Annotated in this window: 19 protein-coding genes; 8 read left to right on the forward strand and 11 right to left on the reverse strand. The window is 48.5% G+C overall.

Going from position 1 to position 19601, the window contains the following annotated elements; genetic code table 11:
- Position 1 precedes the first annotated feature (1 nt).
- Positions 2–982, reverse strand: coding sequence for a polysaccharide biosynthesis protein (locus MHH57_RS19535; protein WP_322252280.1), 981 nt, complete (start codon positions 980–982; stop codon positions 2–4).
- A 19-nt stretch (positions 983–1001) separates the two neighbouring features.
- Positions 1002–1709, reverse strand: a complete 708-nt coding sequence (locus MHH57_RS19540) for a glycosyltransferase family A protein (protein ID WP_029518347.1) — start codon at positions 1707–1709, stop codon at positions 1002–1004.
- A gap of 215 nt (positions 1710–1924) precedes the next feature.
- Here MHH57_RS19540 and MHH57_RS19545 point away from each other — a divergent pair, with 215 nt between their 5' ends.
- Positions 1925–2638, forward strand: coding sequence for a GT-D fold domain-containing glycosyltransferase (locus tag MHH57_RS19545; RefSeq protein WP_165148703.1), 714 nt, complete (start codon positions 1925–1927; stop codon positions 2636–2638).
- Positions 2639–2895: 257 nt separating this feature from the next.
- Positions 2896–4023, forward strand: coding sequence for an SGNH/GDSL hydrolase family protein (locus tag MHH57_RS19550; protein ID WP_342434430.1), 1128 nt, complete (start codon positions 2896–2898; stop codon positions 4021–4023).
- A 222-nt stretch (positions 4024–4245) separates the two neighbouring features.
- Here the strand turns inward: MHH57_RS19550 and MHH57_RS19555 are convergent, their stop codons facing one another.
- Positions 4246–4662, reverse strand: a complete 417-nt coding sequence (locus tag MHH57_RS19555; RefSeq protein WP_103050091.1) for a hypothetical protein — start codon at positions 4660–4662, stop codon at positions 4246–4248.
- A 164-nt stretch (positions 4663–4826) separates the two neighbouring features.
- Between MHH57_RS19555 and MHH57_RS19560 the strand changes: the two genes are divergently transcribed.
- The 3 genes from MHH57_RS19560 to MHH57_RS19570 all read left to right on the forward strand — a co-directional run bounded on the left by MHH57_RS19560 (position 4827) and on the right by MHH57_RS19570 (position 8576).
- Positions 4827–6797, forward strand: a complete 1971-nt coding sequence (locus MHH57_RS19560; protein ID WP_069011024.1) for a methyl-accepting chemotaxis protein — start codon at positions 4827–4829, stop codon at positions 6795–6797.
- A 56-nt stretch (positions 6798–6853) separates the two neighbouring features.
- A complete protein-coding gene (locus MHH57_RS19565) occupies positions 6854–7030 on the forward strand; it encodes a YjfB family protein (RefSeq protein ID WP_165148697.1) in 177 nt (58 codons plus the stop codon).
- A gap of 190 nt (positions 7031–7220) precedes the next feature.
- Complete coding sequence (locus MHH57_RS19570; protein WP_165148694.1) at positions 7221–8576, forward strand: dipeptidase; 1356 nt, start codon at positions 7221–7223, stop codon at positions 8574–8576.
- Positions 8577–8649: 73 nt separating this feature from the next.
- Here the strand turns inward: MHH57_RS19570 and MHH57_RS19575 are convergent, their stop codons facing one another.
- The 5 genes from MHH57_RS19575 to MHH57_RS19595 form a co-directional block, all read right to left on the reverse strand.
- Positions 8650–9036 carry a hypothetical protein gene (locus MHH57_RS19575; RefSeq protein WP_176715708.1) on the reverse strand — a complete coding sequence of 129 codons (387 nt, stop codon included), beginning with the start codon at positions 9034–9036 and terminating at the stop codon, positions 8650–8652.
- A 64-nt stretch (positions 9037–9100) separates the two neighbouring features.
- The gene (locus MHH57_RS19580; RefSeq protein ID WP_029518340.1) at positions 9101–9364 is read right to left on the reverse strand and encodes a hypothetical protein; all 264 of its coding nucleotides are present in this window, start codon (positions 9362–9364) and stop codon (positions 9101–9103) included.
- 86 nt (positions 9365–9450) lie between these two features.
- Positions 9451–9942, reverse strand: a complete 492-nt coding sequence (locus MHH57_RS19585) for a hypothetical protein (protein WP_013311697.1) — start codon at positions 9940–9942, stop codon at positions 9451–9453.
- Positions 9943–10083: 141 nt separating this feature from the next.
- On the reverse strand, positions 10084–10566 hold the full coding sequence (locus MHH57_RS19590) for a hypothetical protein (protein WP_069011022.1): 483 nt from the start codon (positions 10564–10566) through the stop codon (positions 10084–10086).
- 429 nt (positions 10567–10995) lie between these two features.
- A complete protein-coding gene (locus MHH57_RS19595; RefSeq protein WP_028541512.1) occupies positions 10996–11229 on the reverse strand; it encodes a LuxR C-terminal-related transcriptional regulator in 234 nt (77 codons plus the stop codon).
- 298 nt (positions 11230–11527) lie between these two features.
- Here MHH57_RS19595 and efeO point away from each other — a divergent pair, with 298 nt between their 5' ends.
- The 3 genes from efeO to MHH57_RS19610 are packed head-to-tail and all read left to right on the forward strand — an operon-like array spanning position 11528 to position 15629.
- A complete protein-coding gene (gene efeO, locus MHH57_RS19600) occupies positions 11528–12406 on the forward strand; it encodes an iron uptake system protein EfeO (protein ID WP_342434431.1) in 879 nt (292 codons plus the stop codon).
- A gap of 4 nt (positions 12407–12410) precedes the next feature.
- Positions 12411–13775, forward strand: coding sequence for an iron uptake transporter deferrochelatase/peroxidase subunit (efeB, locus tag MHH57_RS19605; protein ID WP_029518338.1), 1365 nt, complete (start codon positions 12411–12413; stop codon positions 13773–13775).
- A gap of 24 nt (positions 13776–13799) precedes the next feature.
- Positions 13800–15629 carry an FTR1 family protein gene (locus MHH57_RS19610; protein ID WP_342434432.1) on the forward strand — a complete coding sequence of 610 codons (1830 nt, stop codon included), beginning with the start codon at positions 13800–13802 and terminating at the stop codon, positions 15627–15629.
- A 214-nt stretch (positions 15630–15843) separates the two neighbouring features.
- Here the strand turns inward: MHH57_RS19610 and MHH57_RS19615 are convergent, their stop codons facing one another.
- The 3 genes from MHH57_RS19615 to MHH57_RS19625 all read right to left on the reverse strand — a co-directional run bounded on the left by MHH57_RS19615 (position 15844) and on the right by MHH57_RS19625 (position 19585).
- Positions 15844–17256 (reverse strand): alanine racemase, encoded by a 1413-nt coding sequence (locus MHH57_RS19615; protein ID WP_165148688.1) that lies wholly within the window; start codon positions 17254–17256, stop codon positions 15844–15846.
- Between the two features lie 83 nt (positions 17257–17339).
- Positions 17340–18428, reverse strand: a complete 1089-nt coding sequence (locus MHH57_RS19620) for a Gfo/Idh/MocA family oxidoreductase (RefSeq protein WP_342434433.1) — start codon at positions 18426–18428, stop codon at positions 17340–17342.
- Positions 18425–19585 carry a hypothetical protein gene (locus MHH57_RS19625; RefSeq protein WP_029518334.1) on the reverse strand — a complete coding sequence of 387 codons (1161 nt, stop codon included), beginning with the start codon at positions 19583–19585 and terminating at the stop codon, positions 18425–18427. Before MHH57_RS19625 ends, MHH57_RS19620 begins: the two co-directional genes overlap by 4 nt.
- Positions 19586–19601 lie beyond the last annotated feature (16 nt).

Raw genomic sequence — 19601 nt, forward strand, 5'->3', positions numbered from 1 at the left:
ATTACTCCATGCCTCGCAGTAGCTCAGCAATTCCAGCGCGATCCATTAACTCATCGTCCGAGCGATATTGATCGAAGCTCACTCGTTCCAATCCACCGTATTGGCTCAGTAAGCGCTTGTCTGCTTGCTGGGGAAGAATAACAAAATAGCGATCATCATAGCGATACGTATGCGGCACCTCATAGGGCGAAATCAGCACCTCATGCAGCTTTTCCCCACCACGTATACCAATCTCCTTTACTTTCAACGCAGGCTGCCCCGCCTGTTCTTTCATCACTTCTGCTAGATCTGCAATATTGCAGCCCTTCATTTTCATCACTAGCGTCTCTCCCCCAACCGCCGTGACAGAAGCCTTCAGCAGCAAGCCAATCGCCTCTCCGAGCGTGAGGAAAAAGCGTGTCATATCTGGGCTCGTCAGCGTTAAATCCTGCCCATCCGCGATCTGGCGCTTGAACAGGGGCACGACACTTCCACTCGTCCCCAACACGTTGCCGCCGCGTATACACACAAAGCGAGTACGCTCACTTAAAGTGTTGGCGCGGATCATCAGTCTTTCACCTATCGCCTTCGTCATGCCATATACATTCACCGGATCTACTGCCTTGTCTGTAGAGACATCAATTACCTTGGCGACTCCCTGCTCAATGCTGGCCCGGATCACGTTTTCCGTACCGTGTACGTTCGTCTTGAAAGCCTCTTCCGGCTGTCTCTCACACACAGGGACATGCTTTAATGCCGCCAAATGGAATACATAGTCCACTCCGCGACATGCCTCCTGTAATGCCTGAAGATCTCGAATATCTCCAATCATGAAATTCAGGCGAGGATCCGATAGAAATTGCCGCTGCATGGCAATCTGTGCAAATTCACCGCGTGAGAAAATACGAATCTCCGCCGGGTCCTCCTTCAGCAATTCAGCGGTTAGGCGTTGCCCCCAAGATCCCGTTCCTCCGGTCACCAGCAGTTTTTTTCCTTTGAACAATATAATCTCCTCCTGACCGTTACGAATTGGCAATGCCTGTTCCCAGAAATTCTGCCAGCACAGCATTCATTTCATTCTCTGACAGCCGATCCTTCGCCGGCACTTTTTTCACCGAAGTATTGGCAGCATGAATGACGTTCACATAGTTGCGAAGTGGAATGATCTCATGCGGCAGCTCCGTTACATATCCGTGCGTACCCTTTCCAGGAATGACCACACGGTAATCATTCAGAAAATCTTCCACTTGATAGCGAAACACATAAAAAGAAGGCGAACGGTGAAACACCGGTGCCATCTGCCCCTCAACCGCATCCCACAGGTAACCCATCTGGTTCACCAGCGCAACCGTCTCCGATTGAAACTTGTAATCATGCAACTGTTGTACAAAGGACTGGTGATACAAATCGTCGGAATCTATTCGAGCAATGAGCAGTTCGTCCGCACCTTCGATGTACGCATGGATACGACGTTTACTTTCGATGCTCGTACCAAAACGGATGTGGTCGGGAATGGGCTCATGTCGGGCCAGCTCCTCTTCCACGATGTCACTGCATCCGCCCGCCAGCTTGACGACAGATAGGAAATCCGCATTTGTCTGACTGAGTAAACTACGCAGCGTAAAGGTTCTGAATATATCCAGTCGCTCGCTGATCCACTCACGTGTCAGGCGGTTGGGATTCATCCCATAGTTATTAAAATTAATTTCAATTACAACCTTGCGATTCATTGATCTTCCTCCCTTTCAACCGTCTTCTCTCAAGTTATGAAGACGCTCCTGAAACGGCACGTACAGATACAACGAATCTTGTAAAAATAGGTAGAATCCAAAAAGAATAGCCGTTCATACAAAAACCTTTTCGCTTTCGACATATGATAGAATACAAAGTTTTTTACTCCATCTGAAAAGTTGAACAAGCAGGAACGACAGGGAGGAAACATGATATGACGAATCCAAAGTATCTGGAGATGGACGAGGTACTGAAGCGTTTGAAGCTAGCACTCGATCAGCACCAGTCCTTTTCGCTCATTCGTATTGGAGATGGTGAAAATTTGGTGTTGGCGCAGGATACCGTCTGGCCGATGGAAAAGGTGTTACAGGAACGTTGGGCGGTCAAAGCCAATCTCGGTCAAAAGGGACTGTTTCTACCAAATACGGAGCTACGGGACGCGGTGGCTGAGGCAGTGAGCAAAGCCAGCATTACTGGCATTTTGCCATATGATGACGAATCTATTAAAGCACCATCCTATATGAAGCGGGAGCTGACCGATCAGGTCTTTGCTCACTATGCTCTTTCCCCCCCGCTGACCTGCCACGCCTGCCTGAATCGGTATTTGGCTGGGACACCCGCTTTCTGGGACATGCTGAAAAATCGACGCATTCTGCTGGTCACCCGGACGGCCGCTGAAGTAAAGCCTGTTCTTGAGGCTGATCCGTACAAGCTGCATATCGCGCACACGCTGGCATTTCATCAATATGAACAAATGCCTGAAACACTCCAATGGATCGCAGCACACAAAGATGACTTTGACATTGCCCTGTTCTCTTGTGGTGTCAATGCAGTCGTGTTAGCACAAAAAACAGCAGAAATCACTGGCAAAGTAGGTATAGACTTCGGCAAGGCGACTAATATCGTCATGTTCGGCAAAGCTAATTAATAGATAAAATAATATTTGTGAAAAAATCCACTTAGCAAGTAATCTTTGCTCCGTATATCGAAAAGGCACTAGCAAATTTCAATTTTGCTGGTGCCTTTTTGATACCATATGTGGTTCTAAAGCGTGATCAAAAAGGATAATCCATATAAAGCTTTGAGCCCTTGCTTGTTTAGAAATAGAATTTGAGATTTCCTGTCACTTCTTTTACAATATTACAGAAACTAGCATTCATTAAAAACCATTAGGAGGGTGTTGAAATGTCACATAACAAGAGATTGAAGACATACACACTTACAAAAGCAAAGCATATAAAGGTTCATGGTCGAACTACGCAAACACGTACACCGCTTACTCTATTTTGGACAGGCAGTGGCATTGAATTGAATATCAAAGGCTCAGAGCTGTGGATTGAAATTGAGGCCGATTACCAGGTGTATGAGCCCTGGATCAGTATTGTCATCAATGGTGTCCCGATGAGTCGCCTGATGGTGACTGCAGGACGGCATTGGATCTGTCTTTTGAGAGGGTTAAACCCTGATACAGTCAAAAATGTCCGTGTGGTCAAGGATGTCCAGCCTATGAGTTCGGACCCGCACTGCTTGTTGCAAATTCATGCCCTGAAGGTTGACGGAGAATTGCTACCGGTCACTGATAAGCCCCTCAAGGTGGAATTTATCGGTGACAGCATTACCTCGGGAGAAGGAACGATTGGAGCGAAGGACGAGACAGACTGGGTTCCCATGCTGTTCACAGCACTACGCAATTATACAGCCATAACAGCCGAAGCACTAAATGCGGACTACCGAGTGTTTTCACAAAGCGGCTGGGGTGTCCTAACGGGCTGGGATAATAATCCGGATACGAACATACCGGCATATTATGAACAGATATGTGGTGTGCTGACCGGTGAGAGAAATGAAGCATTAGGGGCATTTTCAGATCATGATTTTACCTCATGGCAGCCGGACGTGGTCGTAGTGAATTTGGGGACTAATGACGGGGGAGCCTTTTATTCTCCTGCATGGACGGACCCAGCAAGCGGTAAAGTGTACAAGCAACGCTTGAACGAGGACGGCACATTCAATGAAGAAGATTTACAAGCTTTTGAAAGCGCTATCGAATGTTTTCTTGTCAAGCTTCGGAATTGCAATCCTGCGGCTCATATTGTATGGGCCTATGGGATGCTGGGTACTCCTATGATGCCCTCAATCTACCGAGCGGTAGACGCGTACAAGAAAAGAACGAGGGATTGGAATGTGTCCGTATTCCAACTGCCTAACACGACGGAAGAAACGATAGGATCTCGCAGCCATCCCGGGCTCCCCGCCCATACCAAAGCGGCAGATGAGTTGACAGTGTATTTGCGAGAGATTCTAAAGAAATAGAATCCGAGAAGCACAATCAACTCTGTAGAACACGCTCATAAAGGAAATTGTAACAACTAGGTCATTTGTGCTCTGGGTGTTGCTATTGAGAATTATAGCCACGAGTCTGCGGCAGATGTCTGTCTATGCTCGTGGCTAGTTAAGCTTGGGTGCAGCGGCCTATCCTAGGAGAACCATGAACAGGCAGCGAGCATTTACGAAAGAAATATTTACCTGATATATTTACAAGAACGGAGTCGAAGCGATGCCCGTGAATACCTCTGGACCGTTACGAACAGTGGTCGAAACACCAGAAATATAAGAAGAATATACTGTTTGTATTGCCCAGGGAGCGGACAGATCCTGTGCATTAAAAGCTTGCGTTTCATTAGATCCGGTCACGCCCAGTACCCCCTCAGCGCGGTAGACTACCTCGCTCGGATCATAGTCGGCTCCACGCACGATTTCAACTGCATACGTATCGCCAAGCTCACCGATTAGACCAATGGAACCACTAAAAGTCACAATCGGACCTGGCACAAGAAAGGTTCGCAGAGTAATCAAACCGAATCGCTCCGGTATAGGACCCAGTTGAATATCGGGACCTTCACCTGTCTTTGATGAATTGGTGGAGCTTCTCATATCCAGAAAAAAACCCATACCTTATCCCTCCAAATTGCAAGATACTCCATGTTATGCAAGAAATTCTTTGGCGTATTGGACAAATTAGTAATAAATCTATCAATTCAGCTCAAAATAACCGATAGTAAATACATATGATATAAGCTTTAGAATTGAATATATAGATAGAAAGCAGGGGTTAGATGAAACGACTGAAAACATTAACACTACGCAAGAAATTGACCGCAGCATTCCTTCTGGTCATGCTTGTTCCTAGTATTATTGTAAGTTCTTTTTCTTATCAAGCAGCATATAACCAGACGGACCGCCAATTACTTGATAGTGCGACAACTAGCGTTACTGCATCCGATCGTGCAGTTACTCAAACGATTCAAGCCAAAATCGCGGATCTCGAATATTACTCTACAACGATGACGGCTAGTGATAACAGTGCTGAAGCAGATGATGCCATTCTAAAAAGATTACAAGTTTATTTGAAAATGCACGCGGAAGCTGTTGATATGTTTGTAGGAACCCCCGAAGGTAAGCTCATTATTGGCAAAGCCGTAGGCTCCACAAACGATCCTCGTGAGCGCCCGTGGTACAAACAGGCCCTGGAGAAACCCGGCCAAACCGTAATCAGCCCTGTTGGACTCAATACGGCTAAGATCCCCGTTGTGTATATTTCACGTACACTTCCCGACAACAGCGGTGTTCTCGGCCTTTCCCTGAACCTGAAAAATTTGAAAGAAATCACAAATTTAAAAATCGGACAAAATGGCTATATTATGATATTAGATGGTACCAAACGTATCGTTACCCACCCGACAGAAGTCAGCGGAAGTACCAAAATGGGAGAAACAATACCCAAACTGTTTGACTCTAAGGAAGGCAGCTTTAATTACGATCTTAATGGCGTAGATAAACACCTGATTTTCAAAACCAATGCGCTGACAGGCTGGAAAATTGCCGGCACAATGGACAAAGCAGAAACCAGTGCCTCCGCCCAACCGATTCTTATCACGACGATCGTAGTGTTGGTGATTGCAGCCATCATCATTGGCGTGCTCGCAATGTGGCTAATCAGCAGTATACTTAAGCCTATCCAAAGATTGCGTAATTCTATGGATGCCATCAGCCAAGGTAATCTTTCGATTAACGTGGCTACGACCAGTACAGATGAAATTGGTGAATTATCAAGATATTTTCAACAAATGGTAGATAACCTGCGTAACATGATTAGAGAAATTCAAGCGATGACTGGCAATTTGTCGGCATCCTCGCAAGAGCTTGCAGCAGGTGCAGAACAAACGACCCGGGCTATCGAGCATGTGACCATAGCCATTCAAGATGTGGCTGCTGGCAGCGAACGCCAAGTGGGCAGTGCTAAAGCTAATCAGACACGGGTTAGCGGCATGGCAACAGACATCACCGCGATGACCGAAACTATGGCTGAAATGACTACTTACTCCGCACAGGCCATTCAGGCGTCGGATGCAGGCAGTGAGCATATCGGCAACAGCGTCGTTTCCATTGATGGCATTCGCACTACCGTGGAAGAACTGGACACCATTATCGGTGCTTTGAATGATCGATCTGGACGAATCGGAACGATTGTTACTGTCATTACGGAAATTGCCAGCCAGACTAATCTGCTCGCATTGAACGCTTCTATTGAAGCGGCACGCGCAGGGGAACATGGTAAAGGTTTTGCTGTCGTGGCCACAGAGGTCCGCAAGCTGGCTGAAAACTCAGCTCATTCCGCTCAACAAATTCGTGAACAGATTCAAGGGATACAGAGCGGTGTATCTGAAGCCCTGACCGCTATGGAATCCGCCAAGGAACGCGTAAGCGAAGGTATCAATTCCATTGACCTATCTGGTCGCTCCTTCTCCCGCATCCGTAGAGCGGTAGCCAAATCAGCGAAGCAGCTCGATAACGTCGCAGCTTCTACCGCTGGAGTCGCAGATGGAACAAGTACAGTCGTCAGCAGCATGGAGGAAATTACACGCATCGCTGAAGAAGCGGCATCCCATACGGAGACCGTGTCCGCAGCCGCTGAGGAACAGCTCGCCTCCATGGAAGAGATCGGTTCGTCTGCCGCAGATTTGACCCGTCTGGCAGAGCAGCTTCAAGATTTGCTGACACAATTCCAATTGGATGAAACAAAATAACCGTTCCAACCGATAAATACAGAGAAAGAGTCTTCACAATGAAGGAGGGTTGGAACATGGATATCGCAGCATTATCAACAGGTATGAGTCAGGCCAGCTTGGCTCAAGCCGCAAGTGTGAAGGTATTAAGTATGGCTACGGATCAGGCCAGTGAACAAGGACAGGCTTTAGTGCAGATGATGGAAAAAAGCGTACAGCCTCATCTCGGGGGTCAACTGGACATTCGCGCATAAGTACATCCATATGCTTGGTTAGGGGCGATTCTGCTCAGGTCTGGACAGACCCGGGTAGAATCGTTTTTTTATCTCCCTATTTTTCGTTCAGCACAAAACGTAGTAAACTAGACATATCGTCCACAACCTCGGTTCGGAGGATAGCGCAACATTCACACGATTTACATTGAAAAAGGAGGATACATAGTTTATGAGTTATTCTGAATATTTTGAAAAAGCCAGAGAGCAACAACTAGGCGAGTTACAGGAGTGGTTGTCCATTCCGAGTATCTCAGCATTATCGGAGCACAAAAAGGACATTAACCAAGCAGCTGATTGGCTGGCTGCCAAACTGACTGCTGCCGGTCTGGAAAACGTGGAAATCATTCCAACCAAAGGGCACCCGCTGGTATATGCGGATCATTTGCACGCACCTGGTAAACCAACGATTCTCGTGTATGGACACTATGATGTACAACCCGTAGACCCGCTTCATCTGTGGGAAACGCCACCGTTTGAGCCATCCATCCGTGATGGAAAATTGTATGCACGCGGAGCGACAGATGATAAAGGACAGGTTTTCCTGCACATTAAAGCAGTTGAGGCCATTTTGAAGCAGGAAGGCAAATTGCCGCTGAACATTAAATTCTGCATTGAAGGCGAGGAAGAAGTGTCCAGTCCGAACTTGCTTGAGTTTTTGCAAACTGGAGCTGAACGCCTGGCTGCCGATGCTGTACTGGTGTCCGACACTTCCTTGATCGAAAAAGGGAAGCCTGCCATTTGCACAGGTTTGCGTGGACTATGTTCACTGGAAGTCGCCATTCACACGGCGAACACAGATCTACATTCCGGTTCTTTCGGTGGCGGCGTGCCGAATGCCCTGCATGCTCTGGTGTCCTTGCTGGCAACCCTGCATAATGACAAAGGCAGTGTAAGCGTCGAAGGATTCTACGACGATGTTACTCCATTATCGGCAGAGATGAGAGAAGAATTCATGAAGCAAGGCTTCAATGAGAGCAAGCTGCAACAAGATCTTGCACTTGATTCCCTCTTTGGTGAAGAAGGATTCAGCTTCGTTGAGCGTGTGGGGGCTCGTCCGACACTGGAACTGAACGGCGTATACGGCGGCTTCCAAGGGGAAGGTACGAAAACGGTCATTCCGAAAGAAGCTCACGCTAAAATCACATGCCGCTTGGTGGCTAACCAGAATCCGCAAGATATTCTGGACAAAATCGAGCGCCATTTGCGCGCCCATGTTCAGGCAGGAGCTACCCTGGATATTCAACAGGGCGAAAAAGCGAACGCCTTTAACATCGACCCGTCACACGCGTTTCTGCAAGCGGCGGCCGATGCTTTTGAGAAGGTATACGGTGTGCGTGCCCTCTTTACCAAGGATGGAGGCTCCATCCCAATCGTGGAGACTTTCTCCCGTGTGCTGACTGCCCCAGTCGTGCTGATGGGTTTCGGCTTGCCAGATGAGAACCTGCACGCGCCCAACGAGCATTTCAACTTGGACAATTTTGACAAGGGTCTGCTGACGATTGTGGAGTTTTTGAAATCGGTGTAAGTAAACTAAAAAGCATTCACAGCATGGCACCATCCTTGCTTCGTGAATGCTTTTTTTTCGTTAGTTCTGTCGCTTAAGAAAAACGGGTATAGCGCAACAGATGAGCCAGCCGATTGAGCCGTTCTATCTCCCGATCGAACTCATGCAGCGGCTGTCCAGCCAAAGCAGCGTTTGCTCTCAGATCCCGTAGCGGGTTCATTTTCCGACCCATGAGTTTCAGCACCGTGGCCTTCCCCATGTTATTCACCACCACATATTGTGTTAGCGGGTCAAGCTCAATCCACAATACATGATGCTGTTGGAAAAACGACAATAGTTGCTTTTTTAACGCCTCCAGCTCTTCAAGGTCACCTGTGATTTGCGGATGATGATGAAAAGCCACATAGCCCATCACCCGCAGGTCACTTATGATTTGTTCCAAATGAAGCGTTTCGTGTATGTACACATTGTTCGTGCTCATGCGGTTTCTTGCACCATTCGTATGATCTTCCCGGATGACGTTCACCACCTGACTATCATTTATATCAAGCTTTATCTTTCCCCTTTTCCAATAGCTGCACAAGCCAGCAACCTCCAAACCACAATGCACCTACAGCAAAAAAAACGGTATACACCGTATATAACGTGGTCAGTTCAAACAAGCTATTGTACCGATTAAGCAAGATCCCCCACAAGCATAGCAGAAAATTGCTACCATTTTGCTGATGAAAGCGATGCTTATAGATCCGTTGAATCAAAACAGCCAGGAATCCTATCAACAAAACGTGATTCAGCAAAATACTCCACATTTCCATAAGCCCCCTTTTTCACTATAGCGCAATGGCTTTGAAAAGTCAGGACGTACACAAACCTTGCGAACAAAAAAACAACCGGCTTATACGCCAGTTGTTTCCCGTTCCACAAAATACTTATTGGTCATATAATGGGCCTTGCCTCTGGAAGTATCCACCATTCCCTTTTTGTTGTCGAGAAAAACAATCTCCCGGCATTTGGTGCAGTACCACTTGGTCCGCTTAAAGGGAGATTCTGTAACATACGATGTACCACATTTGCAATCTACTTTAATTAAAGTTTCTGTTGATTTGTAAGCCTGGGACAACTCTTTTAGGCCAGTATCCGGTTGTTGAATGGGGATAATAACCTCCTGATAGCTTGAATACTGATTATGCACTTTAAAATCAGCCACCAGTTCCGCATGCAGTCCAAAGTACTCTTTGCCAATCTCGGTTACAAATTTCTTACCGATTCTGTAACACTCAAGCCATTCCTGTATCTGTTGATTAGACAAAGGCACTGTGCCCTTGATACCACTATTTAATGTGTAAGTCATGATGTATAAAGTATCATCTTGTCTATGTCCGTACATGAGAAGCCTCCTTATAATACACTTGATAATGTACTACAAAGCGCAAAAAACATCAATTTTATTATTTGCCAAAAGACTTATATCATTTGGGTAGGCACACAACAATTGTGAGTATATGGTTAGAAAGCAACTGACAATCTGTCAGTTGCTTTGTCTTTCCACATAGTATTTGTTGGTCATGTACCACGCCTTGCCTTTATCCGTATCCACCATGCCCTTTTTACGATCCAGGAACACAATGTTATTACACTCCTTGCATGACCACTTGGTTCTTTTATGCGGTGACTCTTCTATATAGGAAGCACCACATTTACATTCTACCTGAATTAATGTTTTATACTGGCTGTACGCCTCTACCAGTGGGTCCAGCTCTACAGCTTTGTGTTCCATTACAGGCTGTATTATGAATATGTGTTCTCTCTGCTCCGAGTATTCATTATGTACCTTGAAATCTGCTACCAACTCAGGGTTTAAACCAAAATACTGTTTTCCCACAACCGTTACAAACTTGCTGCCAATTCGATATGCTTTGATCCATTCCTGCACCTGCTTACTGGTTAGGTCGACAGTTCCCTTTATACCGCTGTTCAGCGTATAAGTCATCAAGTGTTGGTTGGGTGTCATATGTCTTAACATTCACCTCCGATCAAGAATATACCACAGGTAGCTCTAGGCAAAAGCTACTTCCTGCTACCTGAAGCAACGAGCTTTTTCTGCCTTGTGATTCTTCTTCAATCCATCTTCCATCCTGTCGTCATGCTGAATACTGTTTTTGTAGGGATTTATATTCTTAGACTATCACCGAATGCATTTCTAGCCTTGTATAACTTTGTGGTAATTCTTCTGATTTGATCACTTCTGCTAGTTTACCATGATCTCCAATGGTAGTTTCTTCCTTCTATATATAGTACATCATTTACACGCAATTTCCCACCTATTTCAGCGGTTTAATCGTTTTACTTTTTTATATACCACAAAACAAAAGCCTTCCCGACCACCCTTCATTGTCGAAGGATCATCGAGAAGACTTTGTACCCCGCAAGGAACGAGAGGTCAGATTTTTAATTCGCCAAGCCTGATTAATTCCACGACCGCCTGTGAACGACCTTTTACGTTCAGTTTCTGCATTACATTGGAAATATGGTTTCGGACCGTTTTTTCGCTAATAAATAGCTGTCCGGCGATGTCACGTGTTGTTTTGTCCTGCACGAGCAGTTCAAATACTTCACGTTCACGGTGAGTTAACAAAAACTTGTTTTTATGGTCGTTACCCTTCGTCAATTTCACCCCTCCTTGCTCGGGTTTTGTGTGGTGTAACAAGGTTAAGGGATACAGTCAACACATTTTATGTCATGCGCTTAGGTATGGTTCAATATGCGGATAAAAATGGGCATAGGCACCCTACTAACTCCCTTCGATGGACGGTTGGACTCTGCGTCTAATTTATGTATTGACAGGCATATGGGCCAGCCTTATGATAAGAAAAACCGCGACTGATAATCATTATCAAAATGATAATTTGATATAGATATCGCAACAGACTATGGTTCAAGGCCAGTTTGGCCAGAAAGGGTGTTCATTGATTATGAAACTACGTTATGCCGTACCGGCCGGAGTGCTGGTCTCTTCTATTCTGTTCTCAGGTTGCGGACAAACCGGAACTGCTACTCAGCAGCCTGCTGCAACGACCAAAGATGCAGGAGCCACAACACAGACAACGACTCCTGCCGCTTCTGCTCCCAATTTTGATCAAGCGGTAGCAGCTTACCGCACCTATGCCATCGAGCAATGCGATACGTTTGTGAAGAAGACAGAAGAATTCACGAACGCGGTCAAAGCTGGCGAGCTGGATAAAGCCAAGGCGCTGTATGCTCCTGCACGCATGTACTATGAACGGATTGAACCAATTGCAGAAGCGCTGGGTGATCTTGACCCAAATATTGATGCACGTGACGGTGATGTGGATGCAGCGGATTGGCGCGGCTTTCACCGGATTGAAAAAACATTATGGGAAGAAAACACAACCAAAGGAATGGACGAGTTCTCCGACCGACTACTGAGTGATGCCAAGCTGCTGCGCGCCAAAGTAGAAACAGTTAATATTGACGCCAGCCTGATGGTAACGGGTGCAGTCGAGTTGTTGAATGAAGTCTCTACCTCGAAGGTGACGGGTGAAGAGGAACGATATTCCCATACGGATTTGTACGACTTTGCAGCCAATGTAGAGGGCGCACAAAAGATATATGACATTTTGAAAACAGATCTGAACCAAAAAGATGCCGCGTTGGAAAAACAAATCGGTGAGCGCTTTACGGCCTTACAGCAGGAGTTGGCTCCTTTCAAGGACGGAGAAGGCTATGTATCGTATACAAAACTGAAACCGGAAGAAGTTAAAAAGCTGAGCCAAAACCTCGATGCCTTGGCAGAACCGTTGTCCCAAATGGGGAAATTGTTAGGAGTGTAATGATATGAAAGGCTTTAAGCGGCAAAAAGGGCAAGAAAAGCCGCAGTATGCGGAATCCCATAATGAACAGGGCGATCTGGTAAAAAAGGATGCGACGCTAGTGAAAGATGATCCGTCAGGAAAAAGCAAATCCGTATCACGCCGAGACCTATTGAAGCTGGCCGGGGTAGGTGGACTAGGTCTCCTGCTTGGCGGCGGGGGCGTGGGAGCCGTGCTGTCAGCCGGTCAACGTCTCGAAAGCATGATGACGGATGCGGATACCAAAGATGTAATCTCTTTTTACGGGAAGCATCAGGCAGGTATTGTGACTCCGGCACAGGATTTCATCTACTTCGCCGCTTTCGATCTAACAACCAGCGACAAGGAACAGGTGCGTAGCCTCTTCAAAGCCTGGACGGAAGCAAGCACTACAATGACTTCTGGCGTGCTCCTTGGCAACGATAATGAAAACCTCAACCTCCCTCCGTCCGATACGGGCGAGGCGGCAGGATTGTCGCCGTCCCGCACGACGATCACCTTTGGTGTGGGCCCATCCTTTTTTGATGGACGATATGGCCTGGCAGGGCTTAAACCTGCCGGGTTCCGTGAGCTGCCCCGTTTTCAAGGGGATGCCCTAGAGGAGCAATGGTGCGGTGGCGATATCGGAGTGCAGGTATGTGCCAATGACTTGCAGGTCGCTTTCCATGCCCTGCGTAATTTGGCGCGTATCGCCAGAGGAACGGCGGTGCTTCGCTGGACGCAGGAAGGCTTTCAGCGGACTGCACAAGCTGATCCTGCGGGAAGCACACCACGCAATTTGCTGGGCTTCAAGGACGGTACGGGGAACCCGGACACCTCCAAGGCAGACGAGATGAATCGGCTGGTGTGGACACAGACCAGTGACGGACCAGCATGGATGGGCGACGGCAGCTATATGGCTGTACGCCGCGTACGCATGCGGGTAGAGGTGTGGGATCGCTCAACATTGGGCGACCAGGAGGATACTTTTGGACGTCATCGCAGCAGCGGGGCCCCACTCGGTAAGGTCAAGGAGTTCGACAAGCTTGATCTGGCGGCCAAAAATCCAGAAGGCAAGCCAGTTACGCCTCCTACCTCTCATGTGGCTTTGGCTCATGGGAACGGAAGCATTAACATTTTGCGGAGGTCTTATTCGTATTCAAGCGGATTGGACAAGCAAACTGGACAGCTGGATGCCGGGCTGCTGTTCATCAGCTACCAGCGTGATCTGTTCAAGCAGTTCGTTCATATTCAGGAGAAGCTTGCACGCAATGACAAACTGAACGAATACATTGTACACAAAGGCAGTGCGGTGTTCGCCTGCTTCCCGGGTGTATCGCAAGGCGGCTACATCGGGGATACGTTATTTTAGCAGCAGGCAAGGAAGGGGATTTATATGAATCGGCGCAATAAAAGCTTGGGATGGGTGTTTGTACTGGTGGCAGCTCTGCTGCTGACCGTAGCTCCGTTCCTATCCAGCTTCGGGTCGGTCGCTTTTGCACAAACAGATGCCAAAGCTGTCACCAATGATCAGCTAATGCCTGTAGTAGGCGGAGCGCTGGTGGAGGCGGGACAAGCCCAATGGACGGAAGCCTCCAAGGATCTGAAAGAATTCCGCACGCTGTGGGAGGCCGCCAAGACAAATGGTGGAGATTCAGCTCACATCGCGACTGTAGATCAAGCACTCACCGATGCGGAGCAGACACTCGCCAGTGGCGGCGGGGAATCAGCGAAAGCTGCCTTATCCGTGCTAGCGCGCTCGGTCAATGAGTACGTCACTGCTGCCGAAGGGGACAAACCAGCCCCGGCTGGAGCCAAAGCAGCGGAAAAACTGCTTCCCATGGCGAAGGGCAGTCTGGCCGCCATGCAAAAAGGCGATTGGGCTGCCGCCCGGGTGGATTACGACCGAATCGTCAAAGCCTGGTATCAGGTAGAAACACCGATTCGTTTGGACAATTTTCCGGTATACAGTTCGCTCGAAACTAAAATCAGTCTCATTCGCATCTCCATGCAAGCTGAGCCCATTCGCCAAGAACAGGCTCTCAGGGAAATGCAGGAATTAACGACTCTGTTGTCTGATTATAGTCAGGGCAAATCTGTGAACACAGGTCAAGGAACGAATACAGGCAATACGGCTACCGGAACGACGAATGGTTCGACAGCTTCCTTGGGCGATGCAGTCACCTTGCTCAAATCCGCACGCCAAGATGCTGTAGCTAATCAATCAGAGCAAGCGGCTGACAAGGTAGTGCAGTTTATCGCTCTGTGGCCTTCTGTCGAAGGACATGTACAAATTGCCGATCCGACGTCTTACACTGCGATTGAAAATGAAATGACCGAGGCTTCCGGATATCTGCTGTCTTCTCCACCGAATACAGACAAAGCCATACAGACTCTTGATCAGATGCTGGACAGGCTCCGTCCGTTGACGGAAGAACGTTCTTACACTGCGTGGGATGCCGCACTGATTTTGCTGCGTGAGGGTCTGGAGGCCATCCTCGTGCTCGCAGCTCTGCTGGCGTATGCCAAAAAAAGCGGCGAAGCCGTGGCTGGACGATGGATATGGGCAGGAGCTGGAACGGGGCTGGTGCTGAGCGGAATTCTGGCGGTGCTGTTCACCACGCTGGTGGCAGCTGCCGCATCGGGCAGCATGCGTGAGCTGCTGGAAGGTGTCACCGGGCTGGTGGCGGTCGTGCTGATGCTGACCGTTGGTAGCTGGCTGCATAGCAAATCCAATGCTGCCGCGTGGAACCGCTTTGTGGAAAACAGCGTGGGCAACGCGTTAGCACGGGGAAGCCTGTGGTCGCTATTTGCGGTTTCTGCGCTCGCAATTCTGCGTGAAGGAGCCGAGACAGCTATCTTTTATGTCGGTATGGCTCCAGCCATCGAAACCTCGCAATTGCTGATCGGCATTAGCTCGGCGATGTTTATTCTGGTCATTCTGGCGTTTGCGATCATTAAATTTAGTGTACGGTTGCCGATTCGCGCCTTTTTCCTGACTGCCACTGCACTGATTTACTATCTCGTATTCCGATTTCTGGGCGAAAGTATTCATTCGCTTCAGGTGGCTGGCAAGCTTTCGGGGCACACTGCCTCCTCGCTTCCGTCCATTAGCTGGCTGGGAATGTATCCAACTTGGGAAACATTTGTCCCACAAATCGCTGTACTGATCTTTATGGTATGGCAGCTTGTGCGTCAGGAAATGCGCAGCTCCAAGCAACATTAAGTCGATACTACCCTACTCATCATGTAAAAAAACGCCAAATCACAGGTCCGATTTGTATCGGTTCCCATGAGTTTGGCGTTTTTTTTATATACTTCAGCATTTTGCATCATTCGATTCCCAACGCTCGTAAGTACAATATATAGACGAACTAAAGCGTTTCGATCTATATATTGCTGATTTAAAAACGCTCTTGGGATTTATGCAAAATGCCCACTTATATCACATCCTCAGGCAACGGAATCATGCGCTGATGACGCAGCAGGTCCGTACGGTCACCGTGTTCACGAATGACATGTACCTCCCCACGAAAATCGAGCAGCTCCGCCGGGGTAGCATGTCCCAGAAATTGTAGTGGACTATAGCTTAATCCATAGGCTCCTGCATTCGGAAAAGCAATATAATCGCCCTCGTGAATCGGAGGAAGCTGCGCTTTTTTCACAATACAATCCTCGGGTGTACAAAGTGGACCGACAATGCTTACCGTCTCCAGCTCCATGGATGCTTCTTCCAAAGGCCCTCCTGTTCGGCTTGCAATCTCTTCTAATGATTGTTCGACAGCAACAGCCGTTTGAGCAGAAACGTCTCTCTGCCCCATCCGTAGGGTTGCTTCCAACTCTCGTTCTTTGGGTTCTTTCGATTCTCCCACTTGCCTGCGCATAATTCGTACCGGGTAGTTGTCCCTAATGCGGCGTCCTCGAAAAGTAGCTGCGGCGTAGTGATTCATGCCACCATCAGCCACGACAAACTTCTCTCCCTTGGATTCCTTTGTATACAATGCTCGGCAGACATACATGCCCGATTGAGCAACCAGATACCTGCCGCTTTCGATGATTAGCTTAACCCCGGGCATGCGGGTTCGGGTCTGCTCCGCGAGTGCGTTCAGTCCGTCAATGACGTGATCCATATCGAGCGGCTCCTCATGAGCAAAATAAGGTACGCCAAACCCGCCGCCCAAATTGACCGTATGCATTGCCACACCATACTGAGCCTGTACCCGTTCTGCCAACTGCAGCGTATTCGCAAATGAAGCTAAAATCTGATCCGATTTCAACATTTGCGTACCTGTATATACCTGAATACCTTGAAAATGGACGTGTGGGCAATCTTCCAGCACCTTAAAAAAGTGATCCAGCTGTCCTTCATCTACTCCAAAGGGGCGCGGAACGCCGCCCATCTTAATCGTTGCTCCAGACAGATCGTTATCAGGATTGATGCGAACCGCTGCCCTGACAAGCTGGCCCGCTTGGGCCGCAATGTCCTCCAGCAGACGCAGCTCCCTCACCGATTCGACATGAATACAGCCGATTCCATAGGCTATCGCCTCGTTCAGCTCGGCTACTGTTTTTCCCGGTCCGGCGTACAGCACGTCTTCCGCAGCATACCCGGCCTCCATAGCGACGAACATTTCTCCGGCCGAAGCAATCTCAACACCACAACCTAACGAGCGCAGCAACCCAGCCAAGGCTACGTTACCATTAGCCTTGAGCGCGTAATGTACACGCACAGCCGGGTGCAATCGGGACAGCAACGAGCTGACATGAGCATGCAGCGCGTCCCCGTCATAATAGTAAAATGGCGTCGGATGCTCGCCGAATCGTTCCAGTAAGGCTTCGTCCTTTTTATCCATCTACTGAATTCCCCTCCTCTCTTTGCCTTGATACTCCGTATTTTGCATCATTCGCTTCCCACCGCTCGAAAACACAATCATGCTCATACTGCATAGATCGTCTCGCCCGAGCGTGCTGCTTCATGAATGGCTGCCAGCAGTCTGACGCGTTCCGCAGCCTCGCGAAATGGTATGGGCTCCGCTTCTCCCCGGATGATACCGCAAAAGGTATTCAACTGATTGACATAATAGTTCATAGGCTCGAAAACCGTTTTGGTATGCGAAGATGTCTGTGATAACACAGGCAGTGCGTCCGCATCCGTTATATTTGACGCGATATTCTTTTTGATCTCCGTCTTGAGTGTCATTTTATAAAAGCCTAAATTTGCTCGAAAGCAGTCCTTTAAAGTGACTACTGCCGAATCAAAGGTCAGTACATGAGCACAGCGATAAGGGCGCTCGAATGAAAAGAGGGCAGATGCCTCCAATCCACTCGGATAACGGGCTTGCGCACGAAATGTCCAGTCACAACCATGCGGACCATCGAAATCCGATTGACTGTGGAATTCCGCCTGATCTAATCCAACGACGGCCTGGAGCAATTGGAGCCAGTACACGCCTAAATCCCAAAAACATCCCCCACCCTGCTCCGGACGGGATCTGTAATTGTCCGCATGCCCTTCTTTTGCCGGAATACATAAACTCGTCTCTATGGAGCATAAACGACCATAACGCCCCGATTCTACGATCCTCCGCAGCTCACGCTGCCACGGATGGTGCTGCACCATGACACCCTCCAGCAGGTGAACGTTACTCTGCTCGACTATAGCTGCCAAGGGTGCCAGATCAGCCGTATTCAGGCATAACGGCTTTTCCACCAGCACATGCTTATGGGCCCGTAGTGCTTTGCCAATCCACTCGGCATGCAAGTCGTTGCTGAGTGCAATATATACAGCGTCGATCTCCGGGTCCTTTAGCATATCCTCAGCATGCCGATAAACGACACTGACGCCAAAACGATCTGCCATTTCTCCTGCCTTGGCAACCGTCCGGTTCGCAAGCGCGGTCACGCGTGCCCCTGCAACATGTCGGATCGGTTCCAGCAACGCACGGGGAGCAATGGCAGAACAGCCAATGATCCCAAAGCGAATATCTCGCATCGCAGGCTCTCGCGCAGCCGCCGCAGCGTTCATGACCCCTGCTCCATTCCCGGTGAGCCTGCTAACATTTGGATGCTATTCACATAGGACTCTATATAACGCGGCGTTCGACTGCGCAGCTCTACGATCCTGCGATGCATATCCTCCAGTATCTGAGCACTACCGTCATAGGTTTGTATCCACGTATCGTACCGCATACCGAGCCCCAGTCGTTCCCATAGATCGGCATTATGCTTTTCATGTACACCAAATGGCTCCAGCATAATGAGTGGAGTGGCTGTAGCAAACGAATCGGTTAGGCTGCCACCTCCTGGCTTGCTGACAATGGCCTGGACATGACAGGCTTGGTCCAGCATGCTATGGTAATCCGGTCCGACCTGATACACGGTCTTCTCGCCCTTTTTCACCTCTCCGAAAGGCGGAAATGTATGCTCCCCGGCTTCATTACGCTGCCATGTCCTCCACTGCGGATCCATCTGAAAATAGCGTATACTGTCCCGCTGTTCATCCGGTTGATCCTGATCATACAACAGCAGATCCAGCTCCCAGCCCGCTTCTTCTAACCGTCCAACCTTGTCACGGTAGGTGCCCATCCCCCAACCGCCGCCATGTACGAATAAGCGGGATTGCCGTTCTTCAAACGGAACATACTCCACAGCCGGAATATCAATATAGTAGCTGACTCTATTGTTATCATTTTCAAAAAAGGTCGTTTCTCCACAGCCATCTGCAAAATGCGGATTATGCTTGGCTAGATTCTTCCAAGATGGGGAAGGCGTCGAATCCATGTACACGATGTCCACATGCACCGATTCAGGTTCTCTGCGCTTGCGATACTCTTCCAACACATACATCCAATGACCGGATAAGCATATAAAATACCGCCGATCCTCCTCCATCCATTGGTTCAACAGCACTTCCATCGCAGCGAGATCCAGTGAATTACGCATATCCTGCGGAACCTTCTGCGACATTAAGGCCACCGCAAAATTGTCATGGTAAGCTTTGCGGCTTTTGTCGACCTTAAGACGAGCCGATTCCGGCAGTACATTTTCAAATACATGAATCGCCGTATCCATGCCCAGCCTGCGAAGACCCGCTTGCAACAACAAGCCAGGGGTATAAAAGCCCAATCCGAAACCGGAACATAAAATCGTTACCTTCATAAGCTTATCGGTACTCCTACGCATGCTCATACGCCTCCCG

Source organism: Paenibacillus sp. FSL H7-0442, from assembly GCF_038593105.1.
Lineage (GTDB): Bacteria > Bacillota > Bacilli > Paenibacillales > Paenibacillaceae > Paenibacillus > Paenibacillus polymyxa_D.